We start from the raw sequence: 26,466 nt of genomic DNA, 5'->3' as shown, positions 1-26,466 counted from the left end.
TCAGGTTAAAATACATGCGACACCCCGAAGATCAAGCCATACCGCGGCACCAGGTTCGCCTCGTTGACATATTGATAGATCGGCAATTGCACGTGGGCATACAGGGCGGTGTTCGGCGAGGCCTGTACCCGAGCCCCCGGCGTGATGTAGATCCACCGTCCCCCGGTGTTTGAGACGGTCTGGCCTTTATAGTCATCGTGCGGCGCCTGGCGCGCGTTTACCTGAAGGCTGGTCACAATTTTCTCGGTCAATCGATAGCTCGCCCCGGCATTGACGATCCAGGTGCTGCCGAGCTGATAGTCGAGCGGATTCTCGGTCGTGTATTGATAAGAGGTCGAGACGAATCCATCGAGCTCGTGGGGAAGGATCTGATAGCTGTAATAGAGCGACGCCAGCCCATCCCAGGAGCCCGATCCCGGCATCAGCGTCGGCTCGCCGATCGCCCCTTCCGGGTCGAGCAGCTTGTATTCGCCGGTCGGGAATTTGATCCCGACGCCGCCGACGAGCAGATGGCGGGTGCTGACCAGAAGCGCATATTTCCCGAGCAGCCGGATATCTCCGAACCCGCTCGTCCCGCCGGTATTGCTGAAGGTGCCGTCGTCGATGTGCTCATGGCGGCGGTCGTTGAAGAAGGGGACCGCCAGGGTGAGGGCCGATTTTGTCGTGACCCCCACGGTGACATCGAGCTGCATCAGCTCGTTGTTGGTCCGGATCTCCTGGTGATGATTCGGAAGGATCAGGCCGTTCTCAAAATCGATCGCCGGCACACTGGCGACATCGGACGAATGGCTTCCTTTGTGAACCTGGTCTTGAGGGATCCAGCGATACGATAAGTCCATCGTGATGCCGCCCGGCTCCGCGATGCCCTCTTGGGTGCCGGTCACGAGAAAACAATTGGCCGATCCGCAGCTCGCCAGGGCGGGCTTCGCCCCCGGCGAGGGGATCAGGGTGATGAGAAGCGCAAGGAACGCACTACAGATAAATATCCGACGCATGAAAACTCCTTTCATCCGGTTCTGGTCATAAGGTGGCCCGAGGCGCAGCGGTGTCGTATCGGCCGCGCGCCTGGCGGGATCAAAGAGCAATCATTAGAGGGGAAAGGGTGGGGGAGGCCGGATCGTGTAGGCGAAAAAGGAATGCGGTCGAAGCGGTTCCTCCGATTCGACCGTCCGATCTTCAGCCGTGGGGATCGACCGGTGGTCGAGCGCTTGCTCCGCCGTCGGGACGAAGGCCGACGCGGCGCAGATCCAGCTGCAGAGAAACGAGGCGTGCCGCTTGGCGTGGCCCGCATGTTCCCCGTGGCTGAGAAGATGCCCCTCTGCCCGGACGGTGATCAGCCCGGTCGAAAAGAGATAAATCAGCACGAAGAAAAGCGCCGTCTGTTTTGTCCAAACCCGAAGCAGGGTGTTCATCGGTTCGATTCAATCGAATGCGCGCGACATCGCCCGCGCGGGGCAATCGGCGCAGTGATCCAGAGAGAGCCGCCTTACTTAAGAAGCAGGCCGCCCGCTGACACGGAGAGCGATGAGAGGGGCGGGGCGCGGCTCTGGAGCCGAAGGGGGATCGATCGAGGGGAGAGACCCTTCCCCAGGGCGACCGACATCCCGATGAAAAGAAGGAAGAGGGTCAGGGTGAGATTTTGAGGCCGCGCCGCAACGCTGCTGCTCGCGCAGGCGAGAAGACAGGAAGCGGTATGCGAGACCGTCCGGCCGTGATGATGGGTCTGGCCGGTTGGAGAATCAAAGGAGCAGAGGGTTCCGAGAAATAACGCGCTGAAATAGAAGATGGCAAGAAAAAGCAGGGTGATCTTTTTAGAACGAGGGGGAAACATGCCCCGTTTTATAAACCGATTTTTTCCTCTTGTCAAGCTTTTCCACTGCCGGGTGGAAGGAAATCGATTGGATCCCAATCAGGACGATCCAGTCGCGGGATAGCCGGTGATCTGGAAAGCCGTGATCTGGAAAGAGGCCGGTCCGAAGAGAGAAGACCGGACCTCCCGCACGAGGCCCGGTCTTCTTCGCCAGTTGAGTTTAAGGGCTCTTCAGCTGGATATCGTACGACCCGAACAGCCCGGCCGAAGGGGGGGCGATCGGGGAGTGTTTGACATGTGCATGGAGCGTGGCCGCAGGGGCCGTAAATGAAATCGCGGAAGAGAGGGTCAGCTTGTCGTTCGGCGGACAGGCGCTCCCGCTCTGCCCGTTGTCTCCGACCGGGGTGGCGGTATCACAGCTCTGATCGTCGGCGCCATTTCGGTTGTCGTTCTGTAATCCGGAAATGGGGTTCTCCGACGCATCGGTGATCACCAAGAAGGTATCGGCGGCGTTGGTCAAATTCAGTGTCTCCACTGTGTAGTGCTGATTGAGGGTCAGGCCATTGAGCGGAATAACATCTTCATCCGCCGTCGGATCGGTGTCGCTCTTATAAAGGGTGTGATGTTGCGCCGCCCCATCGGGCATTAAGGCCGAGGGGGCCGGGTCGGCCGTGAACTCGATTTTGCGCGCTTGCAGAATCGACTGCAAACCGGGTGCATCGCCCGGATCGAGCCCTTTAAACGTCAGCCAGAAAAACTCCATCGTCGCCGGCGAGAGGGGAGGGAGCTGAAGGATCGTCTGCCAGACCGGGGTGAAGCCGAGTTGAAGGGGATCGTCATCGTTTGCGGGGGCATCAAAGATATCCCAGAGGACTTTGGCGTTGGAGAGCTCATGGGTGTCGTAGACGGCGAGGGTCGGAAGGGTCGGAGGGGCCAACAGCTGAGGAGAGGTGAGCCCTTCGAGCTCGAAGGAAAAAACGCTCTGGCCGAAGGTGTCGACATAGAGCGGGTTGTTGCGGGCGGCGCTGGAGAAGAAATTTCCCCACCCTTCGGAGAAGCTCAGCCGGATATCTTGCGCATTGTCGGTGATGACATGCGAGCCGCCGGGAGAGTTGTCGTGAGAGAACTGGGCGACAGCGAAGTGGCCGTACTCATGCGCGATCACCGAGTCGTCATATTCGTCGGTGTCCTTGTCCGAGGTTCCCCCGCCTAAGATATAGATGACGTTTTGTTGGTTGTCGTAAAAGGTGCCGGTGGACCCCCCCGGCTCCCAATAGGCGGTCAGCAGCGGCGGAACGCAGGGGGAGGCGGTCGGGGGATGGTTCGGGCGATTGCAAGGGCCGGCGCTCTGGATTAATTCGCTTGCTTTTGAAAAAACATCGAGGCTGTTGAACGCCCCGCCGATCCGGGACGCGGCGGAGGCGAGGATCTGAACGCCGGTAAAGGCGCTTCCGGCGCCGTCGTCCATCGACGCGGAAGAGACGCCGAAAAGGGCGCGCTCGTCCGGATTGTTCCGGATCTCGATCTTGGTCGCGCTGCTTGGATCGGTCATGGAGAGGACCTGGAGATAAATTCCCCCCCGCCGCGCGGAGTTGTCGAGTCCGGAAAAAGAGAAGGTTCCATCCTGGCCGGTGGCGCCGGTGGCGAGCGTGGCAAAACCGTCGATGGCGATCAGGTTCACGACGGCGCCGCGAATCGGGGTCGGAGTGCGCGCACCGGTAAAGCCGTTCTGGTCGAACGGCTTGTCTTCATATTGGGCCGTGCCGGAGAGGGTCAGGTTCGACGCGCCCCGGGCGGCATTGACCACCCCGAGGTCAGCGTTCCCGGTGAATGTTCCGGAAGCGGCGACGATCGTGGCGACCCCGACGCCCCGGCCGGTGGCAAGCCCATTGGAATCGATCGTCGCAATATTCGGATCGAGCGATTGCCAGGAGAAGGTGACGTCGCCGATCGTGTTTCCGGAAGCGTTCCGCGCGGTCGCGGAGAACTGTATTGTTTGGCCGGGGGAGAGATTCGCCTGCTGGGGGGTGACCTCAATTTGCGCAATCGCGCCGCCGCCGCTTCCCCCCTTGCCTCCCCCGCAGGCGGAGAGGAGCAGCGCGAAACCGAGTAGAATTCGAAAACGAATCTGAATGTGCATGAGATTACTCTCCTTTATATTCGAGGATGCTCTCTTTTCCTTGTTTTCTTTTAACGGAAGGGGGCGGCGACGGCGTCTGGCCCTGTGCCCCATTGAGGATAAGGGTGCTTCTCTCAACGAACGTGCCGGAAGGATCGAGGTGGACGATCGCCTTTCCGGTCACCTTGCGCGGCGTGTTGCCCCCCGGGTTTTGGAGGACGAATTCGATCCGATGCGTCTCCCCTTTTTTGAGCGGCCCTTCCCAGGTCGGCGCCTCCGTCGTTAAAGAGAGGCCGGGGGGAAGCTCGATCGAAAGCTCCACCCGTCCGACATCGACGTTGGCCGTGGCGACGAGCGCAATGGGGATCCCCCCTTCCGAAGCTTCTCCCTGCTGAAGGAAAAGCCCGAGCGGCGGCCGAGGCTTCACCGCCCCGGCGGGAGAAGCGACGGCGAGAAAGAGTAAGGTACCCAATATCAAAAATAGAACGTTCCGTTTCATCACTGCTTCCCTCCCTCTATCTAAACGTAAAATGGTTTAACGGTCGTCCTCATTCAGGAAGCGGCCGTATGCGCCTCTCGTCCCGACCGAAAGGGCCAGGAGAAGCCCGAATGCGCAGACGATCGACGCCCCCGTCGGCAAATCGAATGTGACCGACGCCGCGATTCCGAGGAGACTTGCTGCAATTCCGAGTCCCCAGCCGATCCAGAGTCGCTGAGCAATCGTTTCCGCAAAGAGAATCGAGATAACCGCCGGGACAATGAGATAAGCAAAGACCAGCAGCACGCCGGCGAGCGAGACCGAGCTCGTCACCACGATTCCAAACGTCATATAGAATAAAAAATCCCAAAGGCGCAGCCGGTACCCTTTGTGGATCGCCTCCTCGGGATGGAATGAGACGAGGAGAAAGGGCTGTCGTAAAATCCAGTGGAAGAGGCCGACCGCGCTATAAAGGAGGGCTGTTTTCATGACCTGCGCCGGAGTCACTGTGAGTATATCACCGACGAGAAGGGCGCGGATATGTTCTGCACCGCCGGGGGCGCGGTCCAGGACGATGATCGCGGCGGCGGCCGAGACGGCATAGGTAATCCCAATGATCGCCTCTTGCGGGACCCGCTCCTTTCGGGAGCGGGAAAGGGAGAAGAAGGCGGCGCCGATAAAGGTCATCCCCAGAGAGGCCCAGTAGGCGGCGGGGTCATGGAGGTCGTGACCGAAAAGAACCGCCAGCGTTGCGCCGAGCGCCGCCATTTGCGCCAAGGCGAGATCGACGAAGATGACCCCGCGTCGAATGACATGGATGCCGAGATAGGTATGAATCCCGGTCAAAATGAGAGAGACAACAAAAGGCCAAAGGAGAAAAGAGATCACCCTGTATTCCTTAATATACAAATAGAGATCGGTCGAGGCAGGCGCGCTACCTCACTATTATAGACGATTGGGTGAAACTGTCGATCAGAATCGATGGCTCTCTGCCGAGGCGATTCTCGCGGATGGAAGGCGCGCCGGCACCGACGCCGCCCCTTCCGCCGATCATGGCTTCTTCTCTGCTTTCATCAATGTGTCGGCCAGTCGGTCGATATCCTGATCGAATAAGTCAAAGTAGCTGTTGATCCCCGCCTCCGGCGCGACCGAAGGAGGAAGGACCAACACCGGAATGCCGGTTTTCTGCGCCAGGAACCTCGGCGCCTGCTCGCTGAAGTAAGGCTCCATGAGGATGACTTTGGGCTTCTCCCGCGTGATCAGATCGACCAGCGCTTCCAGATGTCCCGGGGAGGGGGGAATTCCCGGCTTCGGTTCGACATGGCCGACGACAATCAAGCCGAATCGCTCCGCAAAGTAGGGCCAGCTGTCATGGTAGGTGATAATCTTCGTTCCGCGATAGGGAGCGAGCTTCTCCATCCACTTGGTCATTTTCTGATCGAGATGTTGATTGAACGCAGTCTGATTTTTCCGGTATTGATCGCACGAGCGGCTGTCGAGGCGGCAGAGGGTGGCGGCGACCTGCTCCCCGACGACCTTTCCGTTTTCCGGGTCGAGCATGTAATGCGGATTTCCCAAAGGATGAACGTCCCCCTGGGAGCGTTCGACCGGCCGGGTCGGAATCTGCAGGAGGTTCACGCCGGTGGCGGCGACGATCCGGCCGGGGGCGCCGGTTTGGATTTTCCCGTTTCGTGAATTCTCCAAGAGCGGGGGGAGCCAGCCGACCTCCAGATCGGCCCCGCCGTCGATCAAGAGATCGGCCTGATTGAGCAGACGGATAAAGCTCGGTTTGGCGTCAATAAAATGGGGATCTTGTATTCCCTTTGCCAGACTGGAGACCTCGACCCGGTCTCCGCCGATTTCTCTGGCGACGGCGGCGAAATCGGGGGTCGTCGTGACGATCTTTGTTTTTGCCTCCGCCCCGAAAGCGAAGAGAAGGACCGAGAGGAAGCTGATCGATAGGGTGACCCTGCGGGATGATCGTTTTTTCATTTTAAATACTCCTAAAATTTGTGGGCCCCATGCTCGCCGATTAAGAACTCCCATTGGAGAAAAACGGAGTGAACGACTTTGTCCCGGCTTTGAATTTCATCCCGGTTGTACTGCAGCCGCCACTTCGAGAACTCGCTCGGATAAAATGAGACATCGGGAGAAACACGAAACCGGCGATCGCGCAAAGGATCGAGCGCCGGATCGCCTCCGGCTCCGGCGACATAGTCGAGCCTAAAACCGGCGACCCACTGCCGTTTGAATCCCCAGAGGAGCTGGGTATACCCTCCCCGGTCGCGCAGTATTTGCTTCGGAAGCGGAGCGGAGGGGTCGTCGACCGGACCGGCTTCATACCGGCGCGCCATCACCTCCGTCTGCCAAGCGACGAACGGCCAGCCCGATTCGGCGCGCAACGGCTTCCACTTGTAGAAAAAATCAGCGCCGACAATCGACGTTCGGGTATCGGTGCCGCTGGCGTTCGGACCAAAAGCGCCGGAGATCCCGAGGACGATGGTTTGCGTGTCGGTCAGGTCGGCCGAGCCGACCAGCCTCGGAATAATAAGAAGGTCGGTGAGATGCGCGACCGGGCGATCAACCAGGGTTCGCCCGAAAAGAACGTCGCCCGGCCTGTTTCTAAAGCTGAAGCCGGTCTCGCCGGTGCCGTTTTGAACCGCGACGATTGCTTCGGAATAGATCGGAAGGGGAAAGAGGTAGGAGATCTGAATACCGGGTCCCCGTAGCCCATCGGGTCCGAGGAAGCGGCCGTTGACCAAGGGCTGATCGGCAAAATCCCAGGCATGCGGATGGGTCGGGTTCAGCCGTCCGAATGGGCTGAAGAACTGTCCCGCTTTGACCTGAAGGTTCCACGGAAGGGAGGTGGTGGTGAGATAGGCCTCTTCCAGTTCTACGAAGCTCTCCCCATTTCGGTCGAGTTGATAAACGATGTTCGCATTCCCGGTGAAATAGGGATCGACCGCCGAGCTGAGCGTCAGCTCGACATTTTGAACGGTGACGCCCCGTTGGTTCGGATCGTGTCCCCCGGTCTCGATGTTTTGAAGATCGGGCTCCGAAGAGGCTGCTGCGGCGAAGAGGCCGTCCAATGAAATCTTCGGATTCATCAGGGAGGAACCCGCCGCCCCTCTTCCTTGGAACGGGGCCGGTTTTTGCGCCGACAGAGAAGCGGCGCTCTCCATCTGACCTCGGAGTTCGTTGACTTCACTCTTCAGAGAATGGACTTGGTCTTTCAGCTCTTTTAATTCTTGTTGAGTCGGATCGCCCTTTTGGCGTTGATCCGCGTCCTGCTCCTCAGCACTGACCTGAGAGAGGTCCAAAGCGATGAGAGAGAGGAGAATGACAAGGAAAGTGAAACGCATGAAGTGCCCTCCTCCAGAGGTTCAAAGACAAGTCCGAGCCGCTCTCCTCCCCTTTTAGGCAGGAGGCGCCGGATTGTAAATGAACTGCTTTGAAAAACGATTAGCAGGTCGAGAGGGAGAGGCGTGGCGGACCCCGTTTGAAGGGATCGCTCCAGAGGAGGGTTTTTACCAGCAGAAGCGCAGGGCTTCTGTCGATGTCGAAAAGCAGCGTGGAAAGCACAACGAGAAAAAAGAAGAGCGCGGCTTGCAGGCCGAGGTGGATCCACTGGCCGATGCTGCAGCCGTGCGCACCGTCGAGCTCATTGGCGGCGTATGCATGAAACAAGGAGAAGATGGAGAAGAGAAGGAAATAGAGAAGGAGCAGCGTGATGCCGACGGTCCGCCACCGGCGTCGCGATTTGCGATGTGAAAAGGGAAGGAGGAGGTTCAACATGGGCCCAGTATAGTTTTCCGGCATCTTCATGTCAAGAATTCATGTGCGCCGGGGAGAGGTTCACCCTGGCGGGGACGATTCGGGGGCGCGTTTATCGGGCATGATCGACGATCCACCGTTCGATTCGGGTGATCATCTTCTCAAAGTCTTCCGGGTTGGAGAACTCATGGTTGGCGCCGGCGATCGCTTCCATCTCCCGTTGGTCGTTGACCAAGCGGAGCGTGTCGAAGAGGCGAAGGCTCTGGTCGAAGGGGACATATTCGTCGGCCTCTCCATGGATGACCAAGGTCGGGCTTTGGATCAGAGCCGCCGCGCGGTAGGTGTTGTACTTCAAGAGGTCTTCATAGAACGAATATTCCAGCCGAGCCTTTCCGTTCGGGGTGGCGATGGCGAGGAGTCCGCTCTCTTTCCAGTGGTTCATGCCGGTCTCGCCGAGGTGTGTCTGCCAGATCGGCGGGTAATCCGAGACGGGACATTTGAAGGCGACGGAGAAGAACTCCGGATGTTTCGCGGCGGTGTGGATGGCGATCAAACCGCCGAAGCTCGATCCGACGAGGGCGATCTGGCTGTAGCCCTTCTCCCGCAGCCAGCCGAGCATCGCTTCGGTCTGGTCTAAACAATGGGTCAAGGTCAGCCGCGCGAAGGGGCCGTCGCTTTCGCCGTGACCAAAAAGGTCGAACCGGCAGGCGGCGATTTTCTTTGAGAGCAGGCGGGGGGTGAGGGTCCGGTTGGTTCCGCTCTCCTTCCCCGACATGAAGCCGTGGCAGAGGAGGACCGCCTGCGCGGTCGGCCGGTCCGGAGCGGCGAGAACCACCGATGTTTTATGCCCCGGAATCAATTCTAAGGTCGATTTTTCTTCCATGGGTCCCCTCGTGAATAGGGCGAAATGTGCGAGATATGAAAATGAGGATACTGGTTTCCCGTTTCGATTGCAAGGGACGATTACCCCGCCGCTCGCGCACACCGCCGCCCGCGCGTCGGGGGCGCCGCCGTCCGTTCTTCGACGGAGGTATTTTCATCCTGATATCCCTTTTCGGATTCTCATTTTTATCCCTCCCACCTCTTGACACCTCCTCGCGCCCCCTCCATAATACAGGCGGTTGCATTAAGAGAGGATGGATCGATGAATCGAATGCCGGAGTGGGTCCACAAAGTGGGAGCCGGCGAGAAGGCGGCGCAAGACCTGACGTATGAAGAGGCGCGCGAGGCGGCCCAGCTCCTCCTCTCCGGAGAGGCGACCCCGGCTCAGGCGGGCGGGCTGCTGGTGGCGATGCGGGTAAAAGGAGAGACCGACGACGAGATGCGCGCCTTCACCGAGGTCTGCCGGAGCTACAATAAGCCGATGATGCTCCGCCCCGGAGTATCCCCCTTGGATATCCCGGTCTATGCCGGAAAGAAGAGCTTCTTTCATGCGGTGATTCCGGCCGCCTTTCTGATCGCCGCGTGCGGGCGTCCGGTGCTGCTTCATGGTTTTTCGGAGACGCCGGGGCGGATCGGCGCGGCGGAGGTGTTGCGGGCGCTCGGGATCTGCATCGATTTTACCCCGCAGGAGGGGGCGACGATCCTCGAGCGGCACGGCTTTCTTTATCTCGACGTGGCCCGGTTCAATCCGCCGCTTCACCGCTTTCAGCTTTTGCGAAACGAGCTCGGGGTCCGGACCCTTTTTAATGCGGTTGCACGAATAGTCGATCCGGCCGAATCGGGCTGCCACCTCATCGGAATCTCGCATCCCCCTTATTTCGAAAAGACCTTGTCGGCCCTCCGGCGGTTCGGCAGCCGCCGGGTCTTGATCATCCGGGGGGTGGAGGGGGGTCCGGAGCCGTCGATCGCGGCCGAGACGAAGGGCTATTTGATGGTGGACGGGGAGGAGAAGCCCGTTTCGATCTCGCCGTCCCAGATCGGAAAGGCCCCGGCGCGCCGGGCCGATATCCCGGGGGGAGATGCTGCGGCACAGGCCGATCTGATCGAGAGGATCCTCTCCGGCCGGGCGGCCGGTCCGGCGCGGGAGTGGACGGTGTTGGCCGCCGCCGCCGGCTTGGTGGCGTCGGGAGCGGTCTCCGATTTTTCAGAGGGAGGACGGCGCGCGGAGCGCGCCCTTGATGAAGGGGCCGGGATGGCTCATCTCAAGGAGAGCCGAGCGGCGTGATCGGTGGAGAGACCAGACCGGATCCGAGAGAAGAGACGATCATTCTTCTGGGGCACGGCAGCCGGGATGTCGCTGCGATCGAAGAATTCGAGCGGTTTATTAACCTCTTCAAGGCGCATTCCGGTTTTCCGAGGGTGAAGGCCGGCTATTTGGAGTTGACGGCGCCGTCGATCTCCGAGGCGATCGATGCGGCGGTGGCGGAGGGGGCGAAGCGGATCTGGACCTATCCGCTGTTCCTCTTCCCCGGCCGGCATATGCTGAACGATCTTCCCCGCCTGCTGACGGAGGCGCGAGGGCGTCACCGTGAGGTCCCGATCCATTTCGGCGAAGCGATGCACCGGCATCCGAAGCTGCTGGAGCTGGCACGGCTTCGGATCGGGCCGCTCGCTTCGGAGGGGGGGCGGAGCGCCTTGCTGCTGGTGGCCAACGGCGGGAGCGAGCCGGGACGGATCGAGGCGGTGGAGCGTTTTGCGGCCAAGCTCCGGCCGGCGTTCCCCGGCGTGCAGCTCCTCTCCTGTTTCGCCGAGATCGCCTGGCCTTCCCTGTCCGATGCGTTCGATCAGTGTGCGGCGATGGGGAAACGGTCGATCGTCGTCTTCCCCTGTTTTCTCTTCACGGGGCGGATTTTACAAGGGGTTTATCTAAAAATGGAGAAACTCAAGGAACGCCATCCGGGGCTTTCGGTCCGTGTGGCGGAGTACTTCGGCGCCCACCCGCTGTTGGCGGAGATCGTTTGGGAGGGGATCCACCAGGCGAGAGAGGTGGCGGGGGGCCCGGGGTTGAAGGCAAAGAAGTTAACGGAGGAAGGATGAACCTACGAAAGCGGATATTGACCGGAGATCGGCCGACCGGCCGGCTTCATCTCGGACATTACGTCGGCTCGCTCATCAACCGGGTGAAGCTTCAGGAGGAATATGAGACCTATATCTTGATCGCCGACGTTCAGGCGCTGACCGACCATTTCGAGCATCCGGAGATTCTACAGCAGAATATCCGAGAGGTGACCAAAGATTACCTGGCGGTCGGGATCGATCCGGCGAAAAGCACGATCCTGATCCAGTCGATGATTCCGGAGATCGCCGAACTCGCGATCTATTATCTCAACCTCGTCACCGTCGCCCGGCTGCAGCGCAATCCGACGGTGAAAGACGAAATGCAGCAGAAAGGATTCGAGCAGAACCTGCCGGCGGGGTTTTTGGTCTATCCGGTGCATCAGGCCGCCGACATTACGATCTTCAATGCCGACCTTGTTCCGGTCGGCAAGGATCAGCTCCCGATGATCGAGCAGACGGTCGAAATCGTCCGCCGCTTTAACATCCTCTATGCGCCCGACGCGCCGGTGTTGGTCGAGCCGCAGGCGAGAGTGGGAGAGTTTGCCCGCCTCCCCGGGATCGACGGCCAGGCGAAGATGAGCAAGAGCTTGGGCAATGCGATCTATCTGGCCGACGATGCTAAAACGGTCGAGGCAAAAGTGATGCGGATGTACACCGATCCGACCCGGCTTCGCGCGACCGATCCGGGACACATTGAAGGCAATCCGGTCTTCGTCTATCATGACGCCTTTAACCCGGACGCCGCCGAGATCGCCGACTTGAAAGCCCGTTACGTCGAGGGAAAGGTCGGCGACGTGGAGGTGAAGAAGAAGCTGGCCAAAGCGCTGAATACTTTTCTCGACCCAATCCGGGAGCGGCGCGCCCACTACGATCAAAACGAAAAAGCGGTCGATGAAATTCTGAAGGAGGGAACACGTCGCGCCCGCGCGGTCGCGCAGGAGACGATGCGGACGGTTCGGCGAGCGATGAAGACCGACTACCCGTTTCAGGGGTGAAGCGCAATTGCGGAATGCGGATTTCGGATTGAGGAGTGAAAAAAGGGAAAAAGCCGTCAGCCATCAGCCTAAAGATTTCATGCTTAAGCTGACTGCTGAGAGCTGATCGCTGAGTGCTTTCTTATCCCGCATTCCGCACTTGAGATGCTTCCCGATTGACGTCTCTAATGAAAAAATGATATAAACGAACCGGTTATCTCCTAAAATCAAAACATGGCGGCGTAGCTCAGTTGGTAGAGCAGCGGAATCATAATCCGCGTGTCGGGGGTTCGAAGCCCTCCGCCGCTACCATCCTTTTCAATAACTTACGACACTCCCCCTGATATAACTTCCTCTTTGGTCCCGGTTTTGGTCACGGTTACGTTTTCTTTTTTACTCGAAAAGAGGCGGTTCACTGCGTCGAGTCTATGCGCGTCGGAGAGGTGGGCATACCGAATCGTCATCGCGATTGTCTTATGCCCCATCAGGCTCTGAACGGTCCGAAGATCGACCCCCGCCATGACAAGACGGCTGGCGAACGTGTGTCGGAGCGTGTGCCAGTTTACTTCCCCGTTCAGTTTTGCGGCCTTCAGGGCGGGGAGATAGATCCTCCCGTAGAAATTTCGAGCATCCATCGGACTTGAAGAAACCTCAGATGGGAAAACCCAAGGGGAGGTCATCCAGGAAGTTAAAGATCGAAGTACCCCAAGTGCTTGATCGTTGAGTGGGACTGAACGGGACTCCCCAGACTTTGACCGTGGAATAAAAAGAGTCCTTCTCTCCGTGTCGATATTCTCCCATCGGAGCTTGAATTGCTCGGATTGTCGAAGGCCGGTATTGAGTGCAAATTGAACCATCTTCCTATGAAGTGGATTGATGATCTTTTCCCCGAGAAGGTTCTCCTCCGTCTCTGAGAGAAACCGGATCTTCCCGGCAGGCTCTTTGAATCGCTTGATCCTTGCGGCCGGGTTCGACTGAATTAGGTTGTCCCGGATCGCCAAATAGAAAACATGTCGTAGGAAGTCAGTATACCGGTTGACCGTGCTGGGCTCCCGTCCCATGTCTTCCTTCCCATCGCCTTCCAGGAGCCGGATTTGGACCTTCTCGATCTCCGCAGGCTTGATGGTGTCGATCGGTCGGTCTTTGAATATCTCCCCCCAAAACTCAGCAAAGCGTTTATCATCCCGGAGCGATTGTTTTTTTGAAACGGCGATCACCTGATCCATGAAGTCTTTAAGTGGAACCTTTTTCTTCCGCTCGTATTCCTCCGGAAAGAATCGACCCCGCCGCTGTTTATCCTTGATGGTGCGGTATAAGTCTTTTGCAGCGCTCTTGGCTCCGACCCTGTACCAGTGCTCTTTACCTTCGTGCCACACCCTGACCCACCAGATCCCCGATTCTTTCGGTCTTTCGACAAGGCCCCGATCCTTACCGCCTGCTCTTGCCATGTTTAGCCTCCTTATGTTTAAGCGTCAGTCGTACCTTCTGTCGTAACTTTTCCTGAGCCATCCTATTTCGGTCTTTGCAACAGTCCTTGTCGGTGCAAAACTTCCGTATGTTGTTTCTGGACTCGTCCCATACCAGGAAAGGGCACTGTCTCCCGTTCTGATGGTGTTGGCATTGTTTCAGCCTCTCTGGTCGGCGTTTGATGTCCAGAATAAGAAAAGTAGCCAGCGTCCACATACGTCCAGGTAAATGGAAATTTGGTGGGACCGGAGCGGGCTCCTGCGGTTTATCATCAAGACCAAAAATTTTTCTCCTGGGCTGGGAATAAAAGGTGATACGCGAGGTCGGAACCAGCTCCAGAGATTTATCATCGAGACGATACATTGTTTGATGGGCATGTAGGGTGGTCTTCCGCGCGAACCCCTGTAGCGCCTTTCTCCGGTTGATGCCCGGCTGCTGGTGCGGTTCCGCGATCTGGACCAGATGCGCACAGATTTCATCCATGGCCTCACGCCATGCCTTACCTTCCAGTGTCGAAGGAATACCACCGCTCCATATCTTGCTCTCCGGAGTCAAAAGCAGGTCGGCACCCTTCATCCGGTACAGATTAACGTACCCCAAGAAATGGGCAGACTCATCACGAAGTGGATACCACCTCTTCATAGGAAACCTCTGTCATAAAACGTCGCAGTTAGAACAACAAAAAATAAAGCTTCCAACCCATTGTTCTTCTTTTAAATTTTTATCTGTCATAATTCGTAGCGTTTTACATTATTACGAATTCTAGAGTAAGATGCTGTCATTGTCAATATCAACCAGGATATAGGAGGAAAATGAATGGCTACGCTGAGTATGTCAAGGTTATTGCGTGTCCCGGAAGCCGCGAGGCTGAGTGGGTTGAAAGAAGCAACGATCAGAAAAATGATTTTTCAACGGCGACTTCCGACTGTCCGAATCGGTAGGGCCGTCATGATTCCGGAGGAGGCCATTGAAAAACTAATTCGGGAAGGGTACAGGCCGGCAATTGGATTGAATTCCTCTACGGAGTGAGTCATGGAGATGACGACATTAAAACTGCGGCCCGAGCACATTGAAGATCTCCGGCAGTCCGGTTTGTCCGAGGAGACCATTGAAGCGGCTGGCATCAGGTCGGTCGAGGCGGAAGAGGCAAAGCGGATTTTGAACGGCATTGATTGCGGGCCGGGATGGGGGGTTGATTGGCCGACACACGGAAACCCCAACCTTGCCCCCCTGACGACAGTCAAGCCAGATAAGCCTTACCGCTTTCCAGATGGTCGCACGGCAAAGTATTTGATGCCGAAAGGAGCGCGAAATCGGCTCTACATCCCTCCGATGCTAAAACCGGAGGATCTGACGCGGCGCATACTCGATATATACATCACTGAAGGGGTGAAGAAAGCGCTTTCGGGCGTTCAGGCGGATCTCGTATGCCTTGGGCTTAACGGCGTGGACTCCTTCACATACAGAGACGACTACGGCTTGAGCCATCCGATTGAAGACCTTTCGATGATCGAATGGAATGGCCGGAGTGAGCGGCGAGTATTTATCGTTTTCGACTCCGATCAAGCGATAAAGCCGCACGTCAGGAAGGCTCAATACCGTTTGGCGGTCGAACTGCGAAAACGCGGCGCTGAGGTGTCGGCGATCCTGCTTCCATCCGGGCCGAACGGGGAGAAGGTTGGACTTGACGATTACCTTCTCCGGCATAACTTCTCCGACCTGCAATCGCTTCCACGCGATCCGCTTGATGCCCCTCCGATCTTCACTGTCGAGGAGTGGCTCAAAGCATATGAGGACGGCGACGACAAGGCCAACGTTCGGGAGATCCTACAAGCACTCGCCGGATTATCGCTGCTCGATTATGAGCAGATCCGGGAGAGAGTGGCAAAGATCGGCGGCGTCCGGGTGTCGGTGCTCGATGCGGAAGTGGCGGCCCTTCGACCGGAGGGCGAAACATCGCAAACCGGAACCCCGATGGAATTTGAAGAGATCATTCCCTGGGATGAACCGGTAGACGGCGCGGCCCTATTCGATGAGATCGAGACAACTCTGAAAACGTTTATGATTATACCCGATCACGCGGCGATGGCTATTCCTCTCTGGGTTGCCTTTTCTCATTCTATCGACCTTTTCAGAGTTGCTCCTATTCTTTCAATCGTATCTCCAGAAATGCGCTGTGGAAAAACGACCCTCCTTTCGATCATTGCTCAATTAGTTCCCAAACCACTTACTTCTTCAAATATCAGCGGACCAGCCCTCTTTCGGTCGATCGAAAAGTGGTCTCCGACCTTGATTGTAGATGAGGCCGATTCTTTTTTAAAAGGCAACGAAGAGCTGCGGGGAATCTTCAATTCCGGCCATACCCGAACAACCGCCTTCGTTATTCGGACGGTGGGAGACGACCATGAGCCGAGGCGGTTTAATACTTGGGGAGCAAAGGTAGTTGCTCTTATTGGAAAGCTACCTGCGACGATGACCGACCGGAGTATCGTCATCTCGCTACAGAGAAAGAAACCCGGGGAGAAAGTAGAGCGACTCAAAGGAGAACACTCCCGCCTCTTTTTGACTCTTGGCCGGAAGCTTTTCAGGTGGGTGAAAGACAACGAGAGAAAGCTGAAAGAGACAAATCCCGAGACCCCCGAAAGCTTAAACGACCGGGCACGTGATAACTGGCAACCCCTCTTTGCTATCGCTGAAGTAGCCGGGGGCGCGTGGCCAGAGAAGGTGCGGAGGGCCGCCGAAAAGCTATCAAGCGACCCAGGAGAAGGCGGCCTTGGGGTGAAGCTTCTTTCCGACATACGAGAGGTAATCTCAGAGAGGCATAAAAACGAAGAGAAGATTTTCTCATCCGTTCTTTTAGAGGAAATTCTAAAACTTGAAGAACGACCCTGGCCAGATGCCTTCGGGGGAAAGGGGCTGACACCAGCAAGAATGGCAAAGCTACTGAACGATTTCGGGATCAAATCAAGGGATGTCCGGATCAGGGAAGGGGTCAAAAAGGGCTTTCTCAAGGAAGATTTTGACGAAGCTTTCGCACGATATCTACCAGAAGGGGGCTTTCCCCCTTTCCAAAGCGCTACAGAGATACAAACCAATACTGGCGCGGGTTTTAGCGTTTTTCAAAGCGCTACAGAAAAAAATGGTGTAGCGCTTGAAAAAATGAGAATCGCCAATAGTGACACAGGCTGTAGCGGTGTAGCGTTTCGAAAGGGGGAAAAGGGGGGGGTCTCTCTCAATGAAGGGGAAAATCCTGATAAAGAGGAGGTCATCGAATTATGAAGGTCATTGCGTCGAAGCCCGTTAAAATCAGGATCGGCGATCAGGTCCGGTCGATCCGAGAAGGGGAAACGGTCGAGATCCCCGACGAGCGGGTGGAGAAGGCCCTCCCGTACATCCGGCGGGGAATCTTCAGACTGGTCAATACACTAGCCGATTTCGAGAAAATGAAGTGGGATCTATGGCCGAAGCTGGCCCATTGCGCTTGGGGGAAGCTCACCGACGCGGAAAAAGACCGATGGGAGGTCGCCATCCTCATCCAGGGGGAGGCGGAGAAGGAAGGAAACGCCGGGAAGTGGCAGGAGATGGCGGACATTCTCCTTGAGATCGCCGAAGCGGTGGCGACAAGGAGAAGGGAAAGCGAACATGGCAATAACAAGGAACCCGTCACTATTTTTTTAAGCGAGGTATAACATTCGATCATGGCTGATATGATCTTTTCTGTTCCAGGTCGTCCCACCATCCTTCTGATCGGCAAGCGGTTGACGTATTTGAACGGGGAGGAGGTGACGGACCGGGCCGATCTTCTGGTTGTTCCGAAGCGCATTCGGGAGAAGTGTTTTGGAAGGCCCCGCAAACGCACCCGGAACGAAATTCTCTCCCCTCGGCCAAGGGAGGTATATCCTTGGGTAACGATACGCGAGATGGGCTTTCTTTCTGGGATTTGTGGTTTTCGCGGTCTTTCTTATTTCCGCGTGCGCTCCGCCGCGAAGCGGAGGGGGTTGAAAATCAGCAAGGTCAATGGGGCGTCGAGGATTGAGCGGCGGCATCTTCCCCTCTTCAAGGAACTTGCCCGAAGGACGAGCGCTCCTCGCATTTCATCCGATAAGCAGAAGGCGATTGTCGCCCTTCTGTCCGAGGGATGTTCCATCAGAGAGACAGCGCGTCTTGTCGGGGTTTCATTGAAGACCGTTTGGCGGTATCGGAGGATGCAGTTTGGAGAACATCCTCGCCTGCCATCTATGCGTCGATTCCGAGCCATAATTAAACGGGTTGAAGTCCTTGACGAGAAAAGGAAACGACGCAGGGCCGATCAAATAAAACGAGTTAAAGAAGAGGCACCATTATGAGACAGCGGTATCTCAGAAAAATCAATGATACCCGGCCGGTTATTCCGGTGGGGGATCTCTTCATCTGGTCGGAGATCCTGTCCCAACGGCCCGACATGGTGGAGATTTGGGGTCCTCCCCCTGCCGAAGCCAACCGTCTTGGCGGAGTGCAGTCCCCCGATGGAGAAAGGTTTCTCCCCCGGATACTGCCTGTTATTGATGAGGAGGCCAACCCGATCCCACCAGTTTCAGAAACTCCCAGTCCGGGGGATCAATATCGTATCGCCTTGATCGTTGCAGCGATTGCTGTAATGCCGTTGGAGGAATATACCTTGCCTGATCCACGGACCCCAGCCAAGCCGCGCGTGGATCGGCTTCGCTCCGTTCTGGGGTTCGATGTTTCAGCGGTGGAGCGCGATTGTGCTTTTGAGATTTTTTTGGAAGCAAAAAAGGAAAGGATTGAAAAGGGCTTGTCCTGAACTTTCAACCCCACTCCGCCGGCACATTGATGAATTGGAGCAGAATTTAGCACATCTCTTTACCCCCTGGGCAAGGGCAGCAAGATCATCGGCAGACCGAACGGTTTGACCGCGAAGATCTATTTTCCCTTGCTGGATGAGGGGTCGTTATATCCCGAGCGCAAGCGTTTTGACACCACCAGGGGCAGGCCCCAATTTTCCTCTTGGGCTTTGTACTTTATCCGCTTTTGAGAGGTCTTTAACTGCTTCTTCAGTGTCTTCCCTGGCTTGCTCGTCGCCTTTGTTTTGATTGTCATGTCATCACTTCCAATTTCGGTATGGAGATGGTACGGATGGCTGATAGACCTTGACCGATCAGATTCAGAAGCCGTGAAAGCTCCAGATCATTCTCCTCTAGCAATACCATAAGAGCCTCTTTCGCTTCAGGGCTTTTCATCTCCTTCGATGCTAACGCACGCGCATTTGCGCTGCTACCTACATTGTATCCAGCATCAATGAGTGCTTGCGTCTGCGATTTACCGGATATGACCCTAGATACGAATTTTTGTTGCTTTATTGATAACTGGCTGACTGCGGTCTCAATCCGCTGTTCTTTTAGTTTATATCGATAACTATTCGAGCACGAGACGGAATGGAAACGACACCGCCTGCGATCGGAAGTGAAATCCACACCGCAATTTGTGCAATTGTGAGTAAAAGCCATAGTTTTATGGCTACGGAAATGCATACCGATGCGCAAGGACTTTCTGAGAAGGGTCAGGTGCCAAAGCCAAGGTCATTTTATAATCGAATCAGCAGTAGATTCTCAATCAAACCCTAAATCCAGACTCCCTCAAAATATCGCCAAGCATTCTCCATTCAGCTTTATCGTATTTTGGATCTACTGTGGCCTTGGTCCATAGGCAATGATAAAGCTCATGGACCTCTTTGTCAGAGGTTCCACTGAAAACCGCGCTATCGATGCGCTTGAAATGTTTATCATGGAGTCGATCATCAAATTTAGGGTCATTTACTCTGGTGAATAATACTTCAAGAAGAGAATGCTGGATAGTAAATACACAAGTATCATAATCCGTGAAGATAAGAATAATTTGAGTCGCCGCATTATCGGTTTTCCTGGAGATGTAAACATCTCTGATTCTTTTTCCAACTATTTTAGCGGCATAACTTGGTTTATCTTGATTGATTTTAGATTCGGTAGCAGTTAGTTCATGATCCTCACCTAATAGATCTTCATCCTCTTCCTGGTCCGACAAGAGATCTTCATCCGCACCAATGGACCAAATACGATTATAAAGCTCGTCTTCTACCGCGTCCAACGTAGGAGCGCCGGCAGAGGAAGAATCGTTATCACTATCAAAATAACCGTCGGACAAAAGCCATAATAACGACTGCTCATCCTGAGGTAGAGCCTGGATGACACTTCGGCAGAGACCACGGATCGTTTCCTCATAAGCGTAGAAAAGGGGGGATTCTTCGCCCTGAATCTGCGCTTTCCATTCCTCCCACACATTTTTCAAGCCAGAGTCATCGCCGCTTTGGCGGCAGTTTGAAGGGAGTGCTTTGATAAGGTTAATCACTTCGGCTGTGTACCGCTGGTACTTGCTGTTAATGATGTTGGCTACTTCCTCCCGTTTCATGATGCCCCTCTTTTAAAAGGTATTTCCACCAGAGCACAACTAAACATTGTGAATATATTGCAAACAGATCGTTCTCATCCCTAATTGCACGAACTCTCCAGTTGTTTTGAGACACATATTATGTTGACCATATCTATAACGTCAAGAGAAACGAGCAAGGTAGTCCGACGATCCTTCACTCCTTCGAGATGAGAAAGGGTGCATTCCCATGGCTTGGCCGGGTACCAGGGCGGCATCTATAAATCGACTTTTCTTGTCCGATTTAATATGTCCCACTATTTTCAAATCGACTTACACCCGGCTTGCGATCCTTTTCCCTTTTGAGTATACTCGGCACCTAAGATACTTTAACGAGATACGAAGAAAGCCTTTTCTGGCTTCTGAATTTCCAAATACTTCATTGCGCACTTTAAAACCAACAAGCGTGTTAACGCGAGACCCAAGTTTCCAGTATCCATTGTTTGGGGCGCACATTGAGGCTGATTAAAAACACGGGCAACGACCGGGTCGTCGATGAACTACGCAAATGTATTACACTGAATTCCCACTTGGATGTCGCTTCACCTGCACTGTCGCTTTTCGCTTTTGCTGATGTATGTGAGTTACTGGCGCAACTTGATTACTGTCGATTAATACTACCCGTCGCTGAGGGGAATGACCTCGGCTTATTCGGCTCGGAAAAGGATCGCCCTTTCCGAAACCGTCTCCAAGGTCGCTGGCTTGCCCGCTTGTGTGCCGAGTGGATCAAGAACAAGACTGAACTCCGGGGAGCAACCGGAGTGCTTCCTCAGTCCACTTTGATTATGGGTCACATGGACGCTGCTCTGCGTCGAGTCATTACCGGAAACTGTCCCTTCACGACGGATGGCCTTGGTCTCATGCCGGGTAATCAGTTCGGTCTGATTCAGTGTTCCGAGAACTCAGACGAGTGGAACATGCTCGGTGCTTGGTTTACCGCCCTTTGGAATAGTCTTCCCGCTTCGCCAGAGGCAAAAAACGTCTTACTGGCACAACTCGAAAATATCTTTGAGCGCAAGCCGCCGTCATCCATTTATTTTCTAATTCTCTTCCATTTATTCAGGGACCGCGACGATGCGCTCGACGAGGATCAGATCGTCAAGTCGGCGACCGGTATCCGCAATACGGTGGTCTGGAAGAAACTTTACAGATTCCAGCGCGACGGTGTGGTCGGCGCGATCGACAAGCTCAACCGATTCGGCGGCTGCATCATCGCAGACAGTGTCGGCCTTGGGAAAACCTTCGAGGCGCTCGCGATCATCAAATACCACGAACTGCGAAATGATCGGGTGCTGGTGCTCTGCCCGAAGCGGCTGCGCGACAATTGGACTCTCTATAAGACGAATGACCGGCGGAACTTTCTTGCCCCGGACCGCTTCAACTATGACGTCCTCAATCACACGGACTTGTCACGCGATGGCGGTTTGTCAGGCGATATCGATCTGGCACATGTCAATTGGGGCAACTATGACCTTGTCGTCATTGACGAATCTCACAATTTCCGCAACAAGAAAACGCCGCGGGTTGGCAGCGAGACCCGCTACGATCGCCTCATGCGCAAGATCATCAAGGAAGGCGTCAAGACCCGCGTACTCATGCTCTCGGCGACGCCGGTCAACAACCGCATGGCCGATCTACGGAACCAGATCGCCTTCGCTACAGAAGGCGACGACACGGCTCTGCTGGATCACGGCATCGGCAGCATCGACAGCACCACGCGCCTCGCGCAGAAGCAGTTCAACCGCTGGCTCGATTTCGATGACCCGGATCGGACGCCCTCGCGGCTGATCGAGATGCTCGGCTTCGATTACTTCACTCTGCTTGATCTGCTCACCATCGCCCGTTCGCGCAAGCATATCGAGAAGTATTACGGCACCGCCGAAACCGGACGCTTTCCAGACCGATTGAAACCGATCAACATCAAAGCCGATGTGGACCGAGCCGGCGAATTCCGCTCGATCCGCGAGATCAACAATGAAATCCGCCGCCTAACCCTCGCCTCCTACGCGCCCCTCCGGTACGTGCTGCCACACAAGCAGGCGGCTTACGACAAGAAGTACAGTACCGAGATTCGCGGTGGCGAGGGCTTCTTCCGTCAAGCCGACCGCGAGGAAAGCCTGATCCACTTGTTGCGTGTCAACGTGCTTAAGCGCATGGAAAGCGCGGTTCCATCGTTTGCCCTCACGGTGCAGCGTCAACTACGAGACGTTGAGGTCACCCTGGCCCATATCGAGAGCCACGCCGAGGAGTTGGAGGAGATCGACATCGAAGATGTGGACCTCGACGATTCCGCCTTCGAGAGTTTGCTCGTCGGACGCAAGGTGAAGGTGCTGCTGAAGGACGTGGACCTCATCCGCTGGAAACAGGATCTGATAGAGGACCGCAACCGTTTGGCGACCCTCCACGCGGCGGCGGCCCAGGTGGATGCCTCCCGTGACGCTAAGCTTGCTGCCCTGCGTGAGATGATCGAACACAAATGCCGTAACCCGATCAACCTCGGCAACCGCAAGGTGATCGTCTTCACTGCCTTTGCGGACACCGCCCGATATCTATACGATCAGCTCGCACCTTGGGCGAAAATAACCCTTGGTATTGATACGGCGCTTGTCACCGGCACGGGTCGAAACCAGACGACGCTGCACGGGCTGCGCAAAGACCTGGCATCGATCCTTACCACGTTCGCACCCCGGTCCAAGGAGCGGCCCGAGGAACTCGCCGGCGACGGCGAGCTTGACCTGCTCATCGCCACGGACTGTATTTCCGAAGGTCAAAACCTCCAAGACTGCGACTGGCTGATTAACTATGACATCCACTGGAACCCTGTGCGCATCATTCAGCGCTTCGGCCGTATTGATCGCATCGGCTCGCCCAATGAGTGCATCCAACTCGTCAATTTCTGGCCCAACATGGAGCTGGAGGAATATATCAACCTGGAACAGCGGGTTAGCGGCCGCATGGTGCTGCTTGACATCTCCGCGACCGGCGAGGAGAATTTAATCGAGCAGCAATCCGGCAACCAGATGAACGATCTGGAGTACCGCCGCAAGCAACTGTTGAAACTCCAGGACGCAGTGATCGATTTGGAGGACCTCTCCACCGGCATCTCCATTGCGGACCTCACACTGACCGACTTCCGTATCGATCTGGCGCAATACCTCAAGGCACATCCCGGCGTGCTGGAGAGTCTGCCGCTCGGCACATGCGCGGTCACGACTACCACAGAAGCGGAAATCGCGCCGGGCATCATCTTCTGCCTCCGTGCCGAGGGCGAGGCCGCCAAGCGCAGCGCCGAGGCCGGCTATCCACTTGGTGCTCATTATCTCGTGCATGTGGGCGACGGTGGCACGGTGCTGCTCCCGTACACGCAAGCCAAGCAGATTCTTGACCGGCTCAAGCGCCTCTGCCTCGGGCGCGACTTGCCCGATGCAGAGGCGTGCGCCCGCTTCGATAAGGCGACAAAGGAGGGCGAGGACATGCGCGCTGCGCAGCGCCTGCTCGCCGCCGCCGTGGCCTCGGTGGTCGGTAAGAACGAAGAGCGCGCCGTGGCGAGTCTGTTCAGTCCCGGCGGCACTCATGCCATGAAGGGCGAGTTTGCGGGTATTAACGACTTTGAGGTGGTGGCCTGGCTCGCGGTGTTGTCCGAGGCGGCATGATGAACCACGACGCGCTCGTCTCCGCCCTCGACCTGCCAGCCACCAGCCGCGTGGATCAGCGCGTGCCCAAGAAGCTGTTGCTCGAAAATGGTGCGCCCACAGCCGCTGACAAGCGCATTATCAATGACGGCATCGAGGAGTTGTTCTGGCTGGCGGCTCTCAAGCCCACGACCATCGGTGTACCCGAGTACCGAGACGACGTGCAGGAATATTTGGAGATCGCCGTGCTGCGTTTCACCTTGCGGAGCGAGGCCAGGACGGCGCGGCTGGTGGAGCTGGTGCACCGCGCGGTACCTTATCCGCTGCTGCTGTTGACGGAGCAGGGAGGCCGACCTGGAATTTCTGCCGCCCACAAGCGCTGGTCGCAGGGGAAAGCGGGTAAGACTGTGCTTGAGGGTGAGGTAGTCGCCGCTGAATGGGACGCGGCACGCGATGGCGAGTGCTGGCCGGCCTTCTGTGGTGCCTTGGCGCTGGGTCAGCAGCCGCGAACAACGCTCTATGCACTGTATCAGGGCTGGATAGATACACTGCTTGCCTTCCATGCTGCCCGCGTGACCGGCGTGTTCTCGGTAGCCAGCAACGCCGAACACGCTGCCGCCCGGCGCGACGCCTTGCTGGAATGCACGCGGCTCGATGCGGAGATCGCCCGCCTGCGTGCGGCCGCTGTGAAGGAGAAGCAGGTGGCGCGGCAGGTAGAATTGAACCTGGAACTGAAGCGCGTGGAGGCGGCTCAAGCCGCCGCTCGCGAAAAACTTTGAAGAACAAGGACACAATGAAAAAACTGACCGATAGTGACCCCGAGACGAAGTCGCCCGACCTCGTTGCACAGAATCTTGCCCAGCTCAAAGCCTTTTTCCCCGAACTCATCACCGAGGGCAAAGACGGCATAGCCGTGAATCTGGACGTGCTCAAGCAGCTCGTGGGCGACCGGACCGTCACCGATGCTGAGGAGAAATACGGCCTCAACTGGCATGGTAAACGCCGCGCCCGCCAGCTTGCGCTTACCCCTAGCACCGGCACGTTGCGGCCTTGCCCTGCGGATTCGGTGGATTGGGATACCACCCGGAACCTCATGATCGAGGGCGACAACCTCGAAGTCCTCAAACTCCTCCAGAAATACTACGCCAGGAAGGTGAAACTGATCTATATCGACCCGCCGTACAACACCGGCAAGGACTTCGTCTATCCAGACAACTTTCAGGACAACATCAAGAACTATCTGGAATTGACTGGACAGACCAAGGGAGGGCAGAAGATCAGCAGCAACACCGAAGCGAGCGGCCGGTTTCACACCGACTGGCTCAATATGATGTATCCGCGGTTGAAGCTTGCGAGAAATCTACTGAGGGATGATGGGCTAATAGTGGTTAACATCGACGATGGTGAGTCCGCCCACCTCAAAGCAGTTATGGCGGAGATATTCGGAGAGGAAAATTTTCTTGGTGCGATTGCGTGGGAAAAACGATACACGCGTAGTAACAATGCGCGACTCTTCTATTCACTGAAAGACACGCTTATCGCATTCCGAAAGTCCGACGCGGTCGCCATTTTGCGCGAAGCACGAGGGGAAAAGTCGAAGGAAATCTATTCCAACCCAGACAATGATCCACGCGGAGAGTGGACAAGCTCGTCCTACGTCAATCCGGCAACGAAAGATCAACGGCCAAATCTTGTATACACAATCGTGAACCCCGTCTCGGGTGCTCCAGTTGACCATCCGACGCACGCATGGAAATACGAGCGACTCGAACATGAACGGCATGTGCGGGAAAAACGATTGTGGTGGGGGCAAGCTGGCGACGCCAAGTTCCCTCGCTTGAAGAATTTTCTAACTGAGATGGACGAAGGGATGGTTCCCATCGATTTATGGGATTATGAGTCTACGGGTACGACGGACGAAGGTGGGCAGGAAGTGAAAGAGCTTTTTGGGGAGGCGGTCTTCGACAACCCGAAGCCGACGCGCCTCATTCGAAGAATACTCGGTCTCACAAGTCCTAATGCCATTCGGGACGATAATGCGCCCATCGTCCTCGATTTCTTCGCGGGATCGGGAACGACAGGACACGCAGTGTGGGCGCAAAATACGGCTGACGGAGTATATCGTCGACACATTTTGGTTCAGCTTCCTGAGCCTCTCGATCCGGCAAACAAAGATCAGAAAACGGCCGCCGACCAGTGCGATAAGCTGGGCAAGCCAAGAAACATTGCGGAACTGACCAAAGAACGTCTGCGCCGAGCCGGGAAGAAGATTCGGGAGGAAAACCCGATGCTTGCGGGAGACCTCGGCTTCCGCGTCTTCAAGCTCGATAGCAGTAACATTCAGGAGTGGGACCCGGACCGCGCTGCCCTTGCCGCCAGCCTTGAAGCGCATGCGGAGAACCTAAAAGTAGGCCGCACCCAGCAGGACATCCTCTTTGAACTCCTGCTCAAGCTTGGCCTCGACCTCACCGTGCCGATGGCAATGAAGAAGGTGGGAGGCAGCATGAAGAAGGAGCATGAAGTCCACAGCATTGGCGGTGGCGTGTTGATCGTCTGCCTGAGTGAGTCCATCGTGCGGGAGGATGTGGAGCCATTGGCCATGGGCATTATAGCGTGGCATAAGGAACAAGCGCCTGCCAGCGAGAGCACCGTGGTCTTTCGTGACAGCGCCTTTGCTGATGACGTGGCCAAGACGAACCTCGCTGCCATTCTTCAGCAGCATGGGCTGGAAAACGTGCGTAGCTTATAGG

24 protein-coding genes and 1 tRNA gene are annotated in these 26,466 nt (G+C 56.3%); 12 read left to right on the top strand and 13 right to left on the bottom strand.

Annotated features, from left to right (window positions below; all coding sequences use genetic code 11):
* Nucleotides 1-5: 5 nt before the first annotated feature.
* The 10 genes from HY282_16845 to HY282_16800 form a co-directional block, all read right to left on the bottom strand.
* Complete coding sequence (locus HY282_16845) at nucleotides 6-995, bottom strand: transporter (GenBank protein MBI3805417.1); 990 nt, start codon at nucleotides 993-995, stop codon at nucleotides 6-8.
* 93 nt (nucleotides 996-1,088) lie between these two features.
* A complete protein-coding gene (locus tag HY282_16840; protein MBI3805416.1) occupies nucleotides 1,089-1,412 on the bottom strand; it encodes a hypothetical protein in 324 nt (107 codons plus the stop codon).
* A gap of 74 nt (nucleotides 1,413-1,486) precedes the next feature.
* On the bottom strand, nucleotides 1,487-1,831 hold the full coding sequence (locus tag HY282_16835) for a hypothetical protein (GenBank protein ID MBI3805415.1): 345 nt from the start codon (nucleotides 1,829-1,831) through the stop codon (nucleotides 1,487-1,489).
* 199 nt (nucleotides 1,832-2,030) lie between these two features.
* Nucleotides 2,031-3,950: an Ig-like domain-containing protein gene (locus HY282_16830; GenBank protein ID MBI3805414.1), complete on the bottom strand. Its 1,920-nt coding sequence runs from the start codon at nucleotides 3,948-3,950 to the stop codon at nucleotides 2,031-2,033.
* A 4-nt stretch (nucleotides 3,951-3,954) separates the two neighbouring features.
* Nucleotides 3,955-4,428 (bottom strand): hypothetical protein, encoded by a 474-nt coding sequence (locus tag HY282_16825; GenBank protein MBI3805413.1) that lies wholly within the window; start codon nucleotides 4,426-4,428, stop codon nucleotides 3,955-3,957.
* 36 nt (nucleotides 4,429-4,464) lie between these two features.
* Nucleotides 4,465-5,295 carry a metal ABC transporter permease gene (locus tag HY282_16820; GenBank protein ID MBI3805412.1) on the bottom strand — a complete coding sequence of 277 codons (831 nt, stop codon included), beginning with the start codon at nucleotides 5,293-5,295 and terminating at the stop codon, nucleotides 4,465-4,467.
* A 162-nt stretch (nucleotides 5,296-5,457) separates the two neighbouring features.
* Nucleotides 5,458-6,399: a zinc ABC transporter substrate-binding protein gene (locus HY282_16815; GenBank protein MBI3805411.1), complete on the bottom strand. Its 942-nt coding sequence runs from the start codon at nucleotides 6,397-6,399 to the stop codon at nucleotides 5,458-5,460.
* Between the two features lie 11 nt (nucleotides 6,400-6,410).
* Nucleotides 6,411-7,769 (bottom strand): hypothetical protein, encoded by a 1,359-nt coding sequence (locus HY282_16810; GenBank protein ID MBI3805410.1) that lies wholly within the window; start codon nucleotides 7,767-7,769, stop codon nucleotides 6,411-6,413.
* A gap of 100 nt (nucleotides 7,770-7,869) precedes the next feature.
* The gene (locus HY282_16805; protein ID MBI3805409.1) at nucleotides 7,870-8,202 is read right to left on the bottom strand and encodes a hypothetical protein; all 333 of its coding nucleotides are present in this window, start codon (nucleotides 8,200-8,202) and stop codon (nucleotides 7,870-7,872) included.
* A gap of 91 nt (nucleotides 8,203-8,293) precedes the next feature.
* Complete coding sequence (locus tag HY282_16800) at nucleotides 8,294-9,064, bottom strand: alpha/beta fold hydrolase (protein ID MBI3805408.1); 771 nt, start codon at nucleotides 9,062-9,064, stop codon at nucleotides 8,294-8,296.
* Between the two features lie 261 nt (nucleotides 9,065-9,325).
* Here HY282_16800 and HY282_16795 point away from each other — a divergent pair, with 261 nt between their 5' ends.
* The 4 genes from HY282_16795 to HY282_16780 all read left to right on the top strand — a co-directional run bounded on the left by HY282_16795 (nucleotide 9,326) and on the right by HY282_16780 (nucleotide 12,467).
* Nucleotides 9,326-10,348: a hypothetical protein gene (locus HY282_16795; protein ID MBI3805407.1), complete on the top strand. Its 1,023-nt coding sequence runs from the start codon at nucleotides 9,326-9,328 to the stop codon at nucleotides 10,346-10,348.
* Entirely contained in the window at nucleotides 10,345-11,160 is an 816-nt protein-coding gene (locus tag HY282_16790) for a sirohydrochlorin chelatase (GenBank protein MBI3805406.1), read from the top strand. The genes HY282_16795 and HY282_16790 overlap by 4 nt, the downstream gene beginning before the upstream one ends.
* Complete coding sequence (gene trpS / locus HY282_16785) at nucleotides 11,157-12,176, top strand: tryptophan--tRNA ligase (GenBank protein ID MBI3805405.1); 1,020 nt, start codon at nucleotides 11,157-11,159, stop codon at nucleotides 12,174-12,176. The genes HY282_16790 and trpS overlap by 4 nt, the downstream gene beginning before the upstream one ends.
* Nucleotides 12,177-12,391: 215 nt before the next feature.
* Nucleotides 12,392-12,467 (top strand) — tRNA-Met (locus tag HY282_16780).
* A gap of 14 nt (nucleotides 12,468-12,481) precedes the next feature.
* Here HY282_16780 and HY282_16775 read toward each other — a convergent pair.
* The gene (locus HY282_16775; GenBank protein MBI3805404.1) at nucleotides 12,482-13,603 is read right to left on the bottom strand and encodes a site-specific integrase; all 1,122 of its coding nucleotides are present in this window, start codon (nucleotides 13,601-13,603) and stop codon (nucleotides 12,482-12,484) included.
* The gene (locus HY282_16770; protein ID MBI3805403.1) at nucleotides 13,584-14,264 is read right to left on the bottom strand and encodes a hypothetical protein; all 681 of its coding nucleotides are present in this window, start codon (nucleotides 14,262-14,264) and stop codon (nucleotides 13,584-13,586) included. The genes HY282_16775 and HY282_16770 overlap by 20 nt, the downstream gene beginning before the upstream one ends.
* Before the next feature lie 174 nt (nucleotides 14,265-14,438).
* Between HY282_16770 and HY282_16765 the strand changes: the two genes are divergently transcribed.
* The 5 genes from HY282_16765 (at nucleotide 14,439) to HY282_16745 (ending at nucleotide 18,426) form a co-directional block, all read left to right on the top strand.
* Nucleotides 14,439-14,651 (top strand): helix-turn-helix domain-containing protein, encoded by a 213-nt coding sequence (locus HY282_16765; protein MBI3805402.1) that lies wholly within the window; start codon nucleotides 14,439-14,441, stop codon nucleotides 14,649-14,651.
* A 3-nt stretch (nucleotides 14,652-14,654) separates the two neighbouring features.
* Complete coding sequence (locus HY282_16760) at nucleotides 14,655-16,901, top strand: DUF3631 domain-containing protein (protein ID MBI3805401.1); 2,247 nt, start codon at nucleotides 14,655-14,657, stop codon at nucleotides 16,899-16,901.
* Nucleotides 16,898-17,311 (top strand): hypothetical protein, encoded by a 414-nt coding sequence (locus tag HY282_16755; GenBank protein MBI3805400.1) that lies wholly within the window; start codon nucleotides 16,898-16,900, stop codon nucleotides 17,309-17,311. The genes HY282_16760 and HY282_16755 overlap by 4 nt, the downstream gene beginning before the upstream one ends.
* Nucleotides 17,312-17,620: 309 nt before the next feature.
* Nucleotides 17,621-17,968: a helix-turn-helix domain-containing protein gene (locus HY282_16750; protein ID MBI3805399.1), complete on the top strand. Its 348-nt coding sequence runs from the start codon at nucleotides 17,621-17,623 to the stop codon at nucleotides 17,966-17,968.
* A complete protein-coding gene (locus HY282_16745; protein ID MBI3805398.1) occupies nucleotides 17,965-18,426 on the top strand; it encodes a hypothetical protein in 462 nt (153 codons plus the stop codon). Before HY282_16750 ends, HY282_16745 begins: the two co-directional genes overlap by 4 nt.
* Before the next feature lie 809 nt (nucleotides 18,427-19,235).
* On the opposite strand, the gene HY282_16740 is transcribed toward HY282_16745, so the two are convergent.
* Nucleotides 19,236-20,066, bottom strand: coding sequence for a hypothetical protein (locus HY282_16740; GenBank protein ID MBI3805397.1), 831 nt, complete (start codon nucleotides 20,064-20,066; stop codon nucleotides 19,236-19,238).
* Between the two features lie 473 nt (nucleotides 20,067-20,539).
* Between HY282_16740 and HY282_16735 the strand changes: the two genes are divergently transcribed.
* Genes HY282_16735 through HY282_16725 form a run of 3 tightly spaced genes read left to right on the top strand, consistent with a single transcriptional unit; the run spans nucleotide 20,540 to nucleotide 26,465 of the window.
* Nucleotides 20,540-23,737, top strand: a complete 3,198-nt coding sequence (locus HY282_16735) for a helicase (GenBank protein MBI3805396.1) — start codon at nucleotides 20,540-20,542, stop codon at nucleotides 23,735-23,737.
* Complete coding sequence (locus HY282_16730) at nucleotides 23,737-24,495, top strand: DUF4391 domain-containing protein (GenBank protein MBI3805395.1); 759 nt, start codon at nucleotides 23,737-23,739, stop codon at nucleotides 24,493-24,495. Before HY282_16735 ends, HY282_16730 begins: the two co-directional genes overlap by 1 nt.
* A 14-nt stretch (nucleotides 24,496-24,509) precedes the next feature.
* Nucleotides 24,510-26,465, top strand: coding sequence for a site-specific DNA-methyltransferase (locus HY282_16725; protein ID MBI3805394.1), 1,956 nt, complete (start codon nucleotides 24,510-24,512; stop codon nucleotides 26,463-26,465).
* The last annotated feature ends 1 nt before the right edge of the window (nucleotide 26,466 follow it).

It is taken from the genome of Candidatus Manganitrophaceae bacterium (assembly GCA_016200325.1).
In the GTDB taxonomy this organism is placed as follows: domain Bacteria; phylum Nitrospirota; class Nitrospiria; order SBBL01; family Manganitrophaceae; genus Manganitrophus.
The sequence above is the reverse complement of the archived record's forward strand: the minus strand, read 5'-3'. Positions and strand labels throughout refer to the sequence as shown.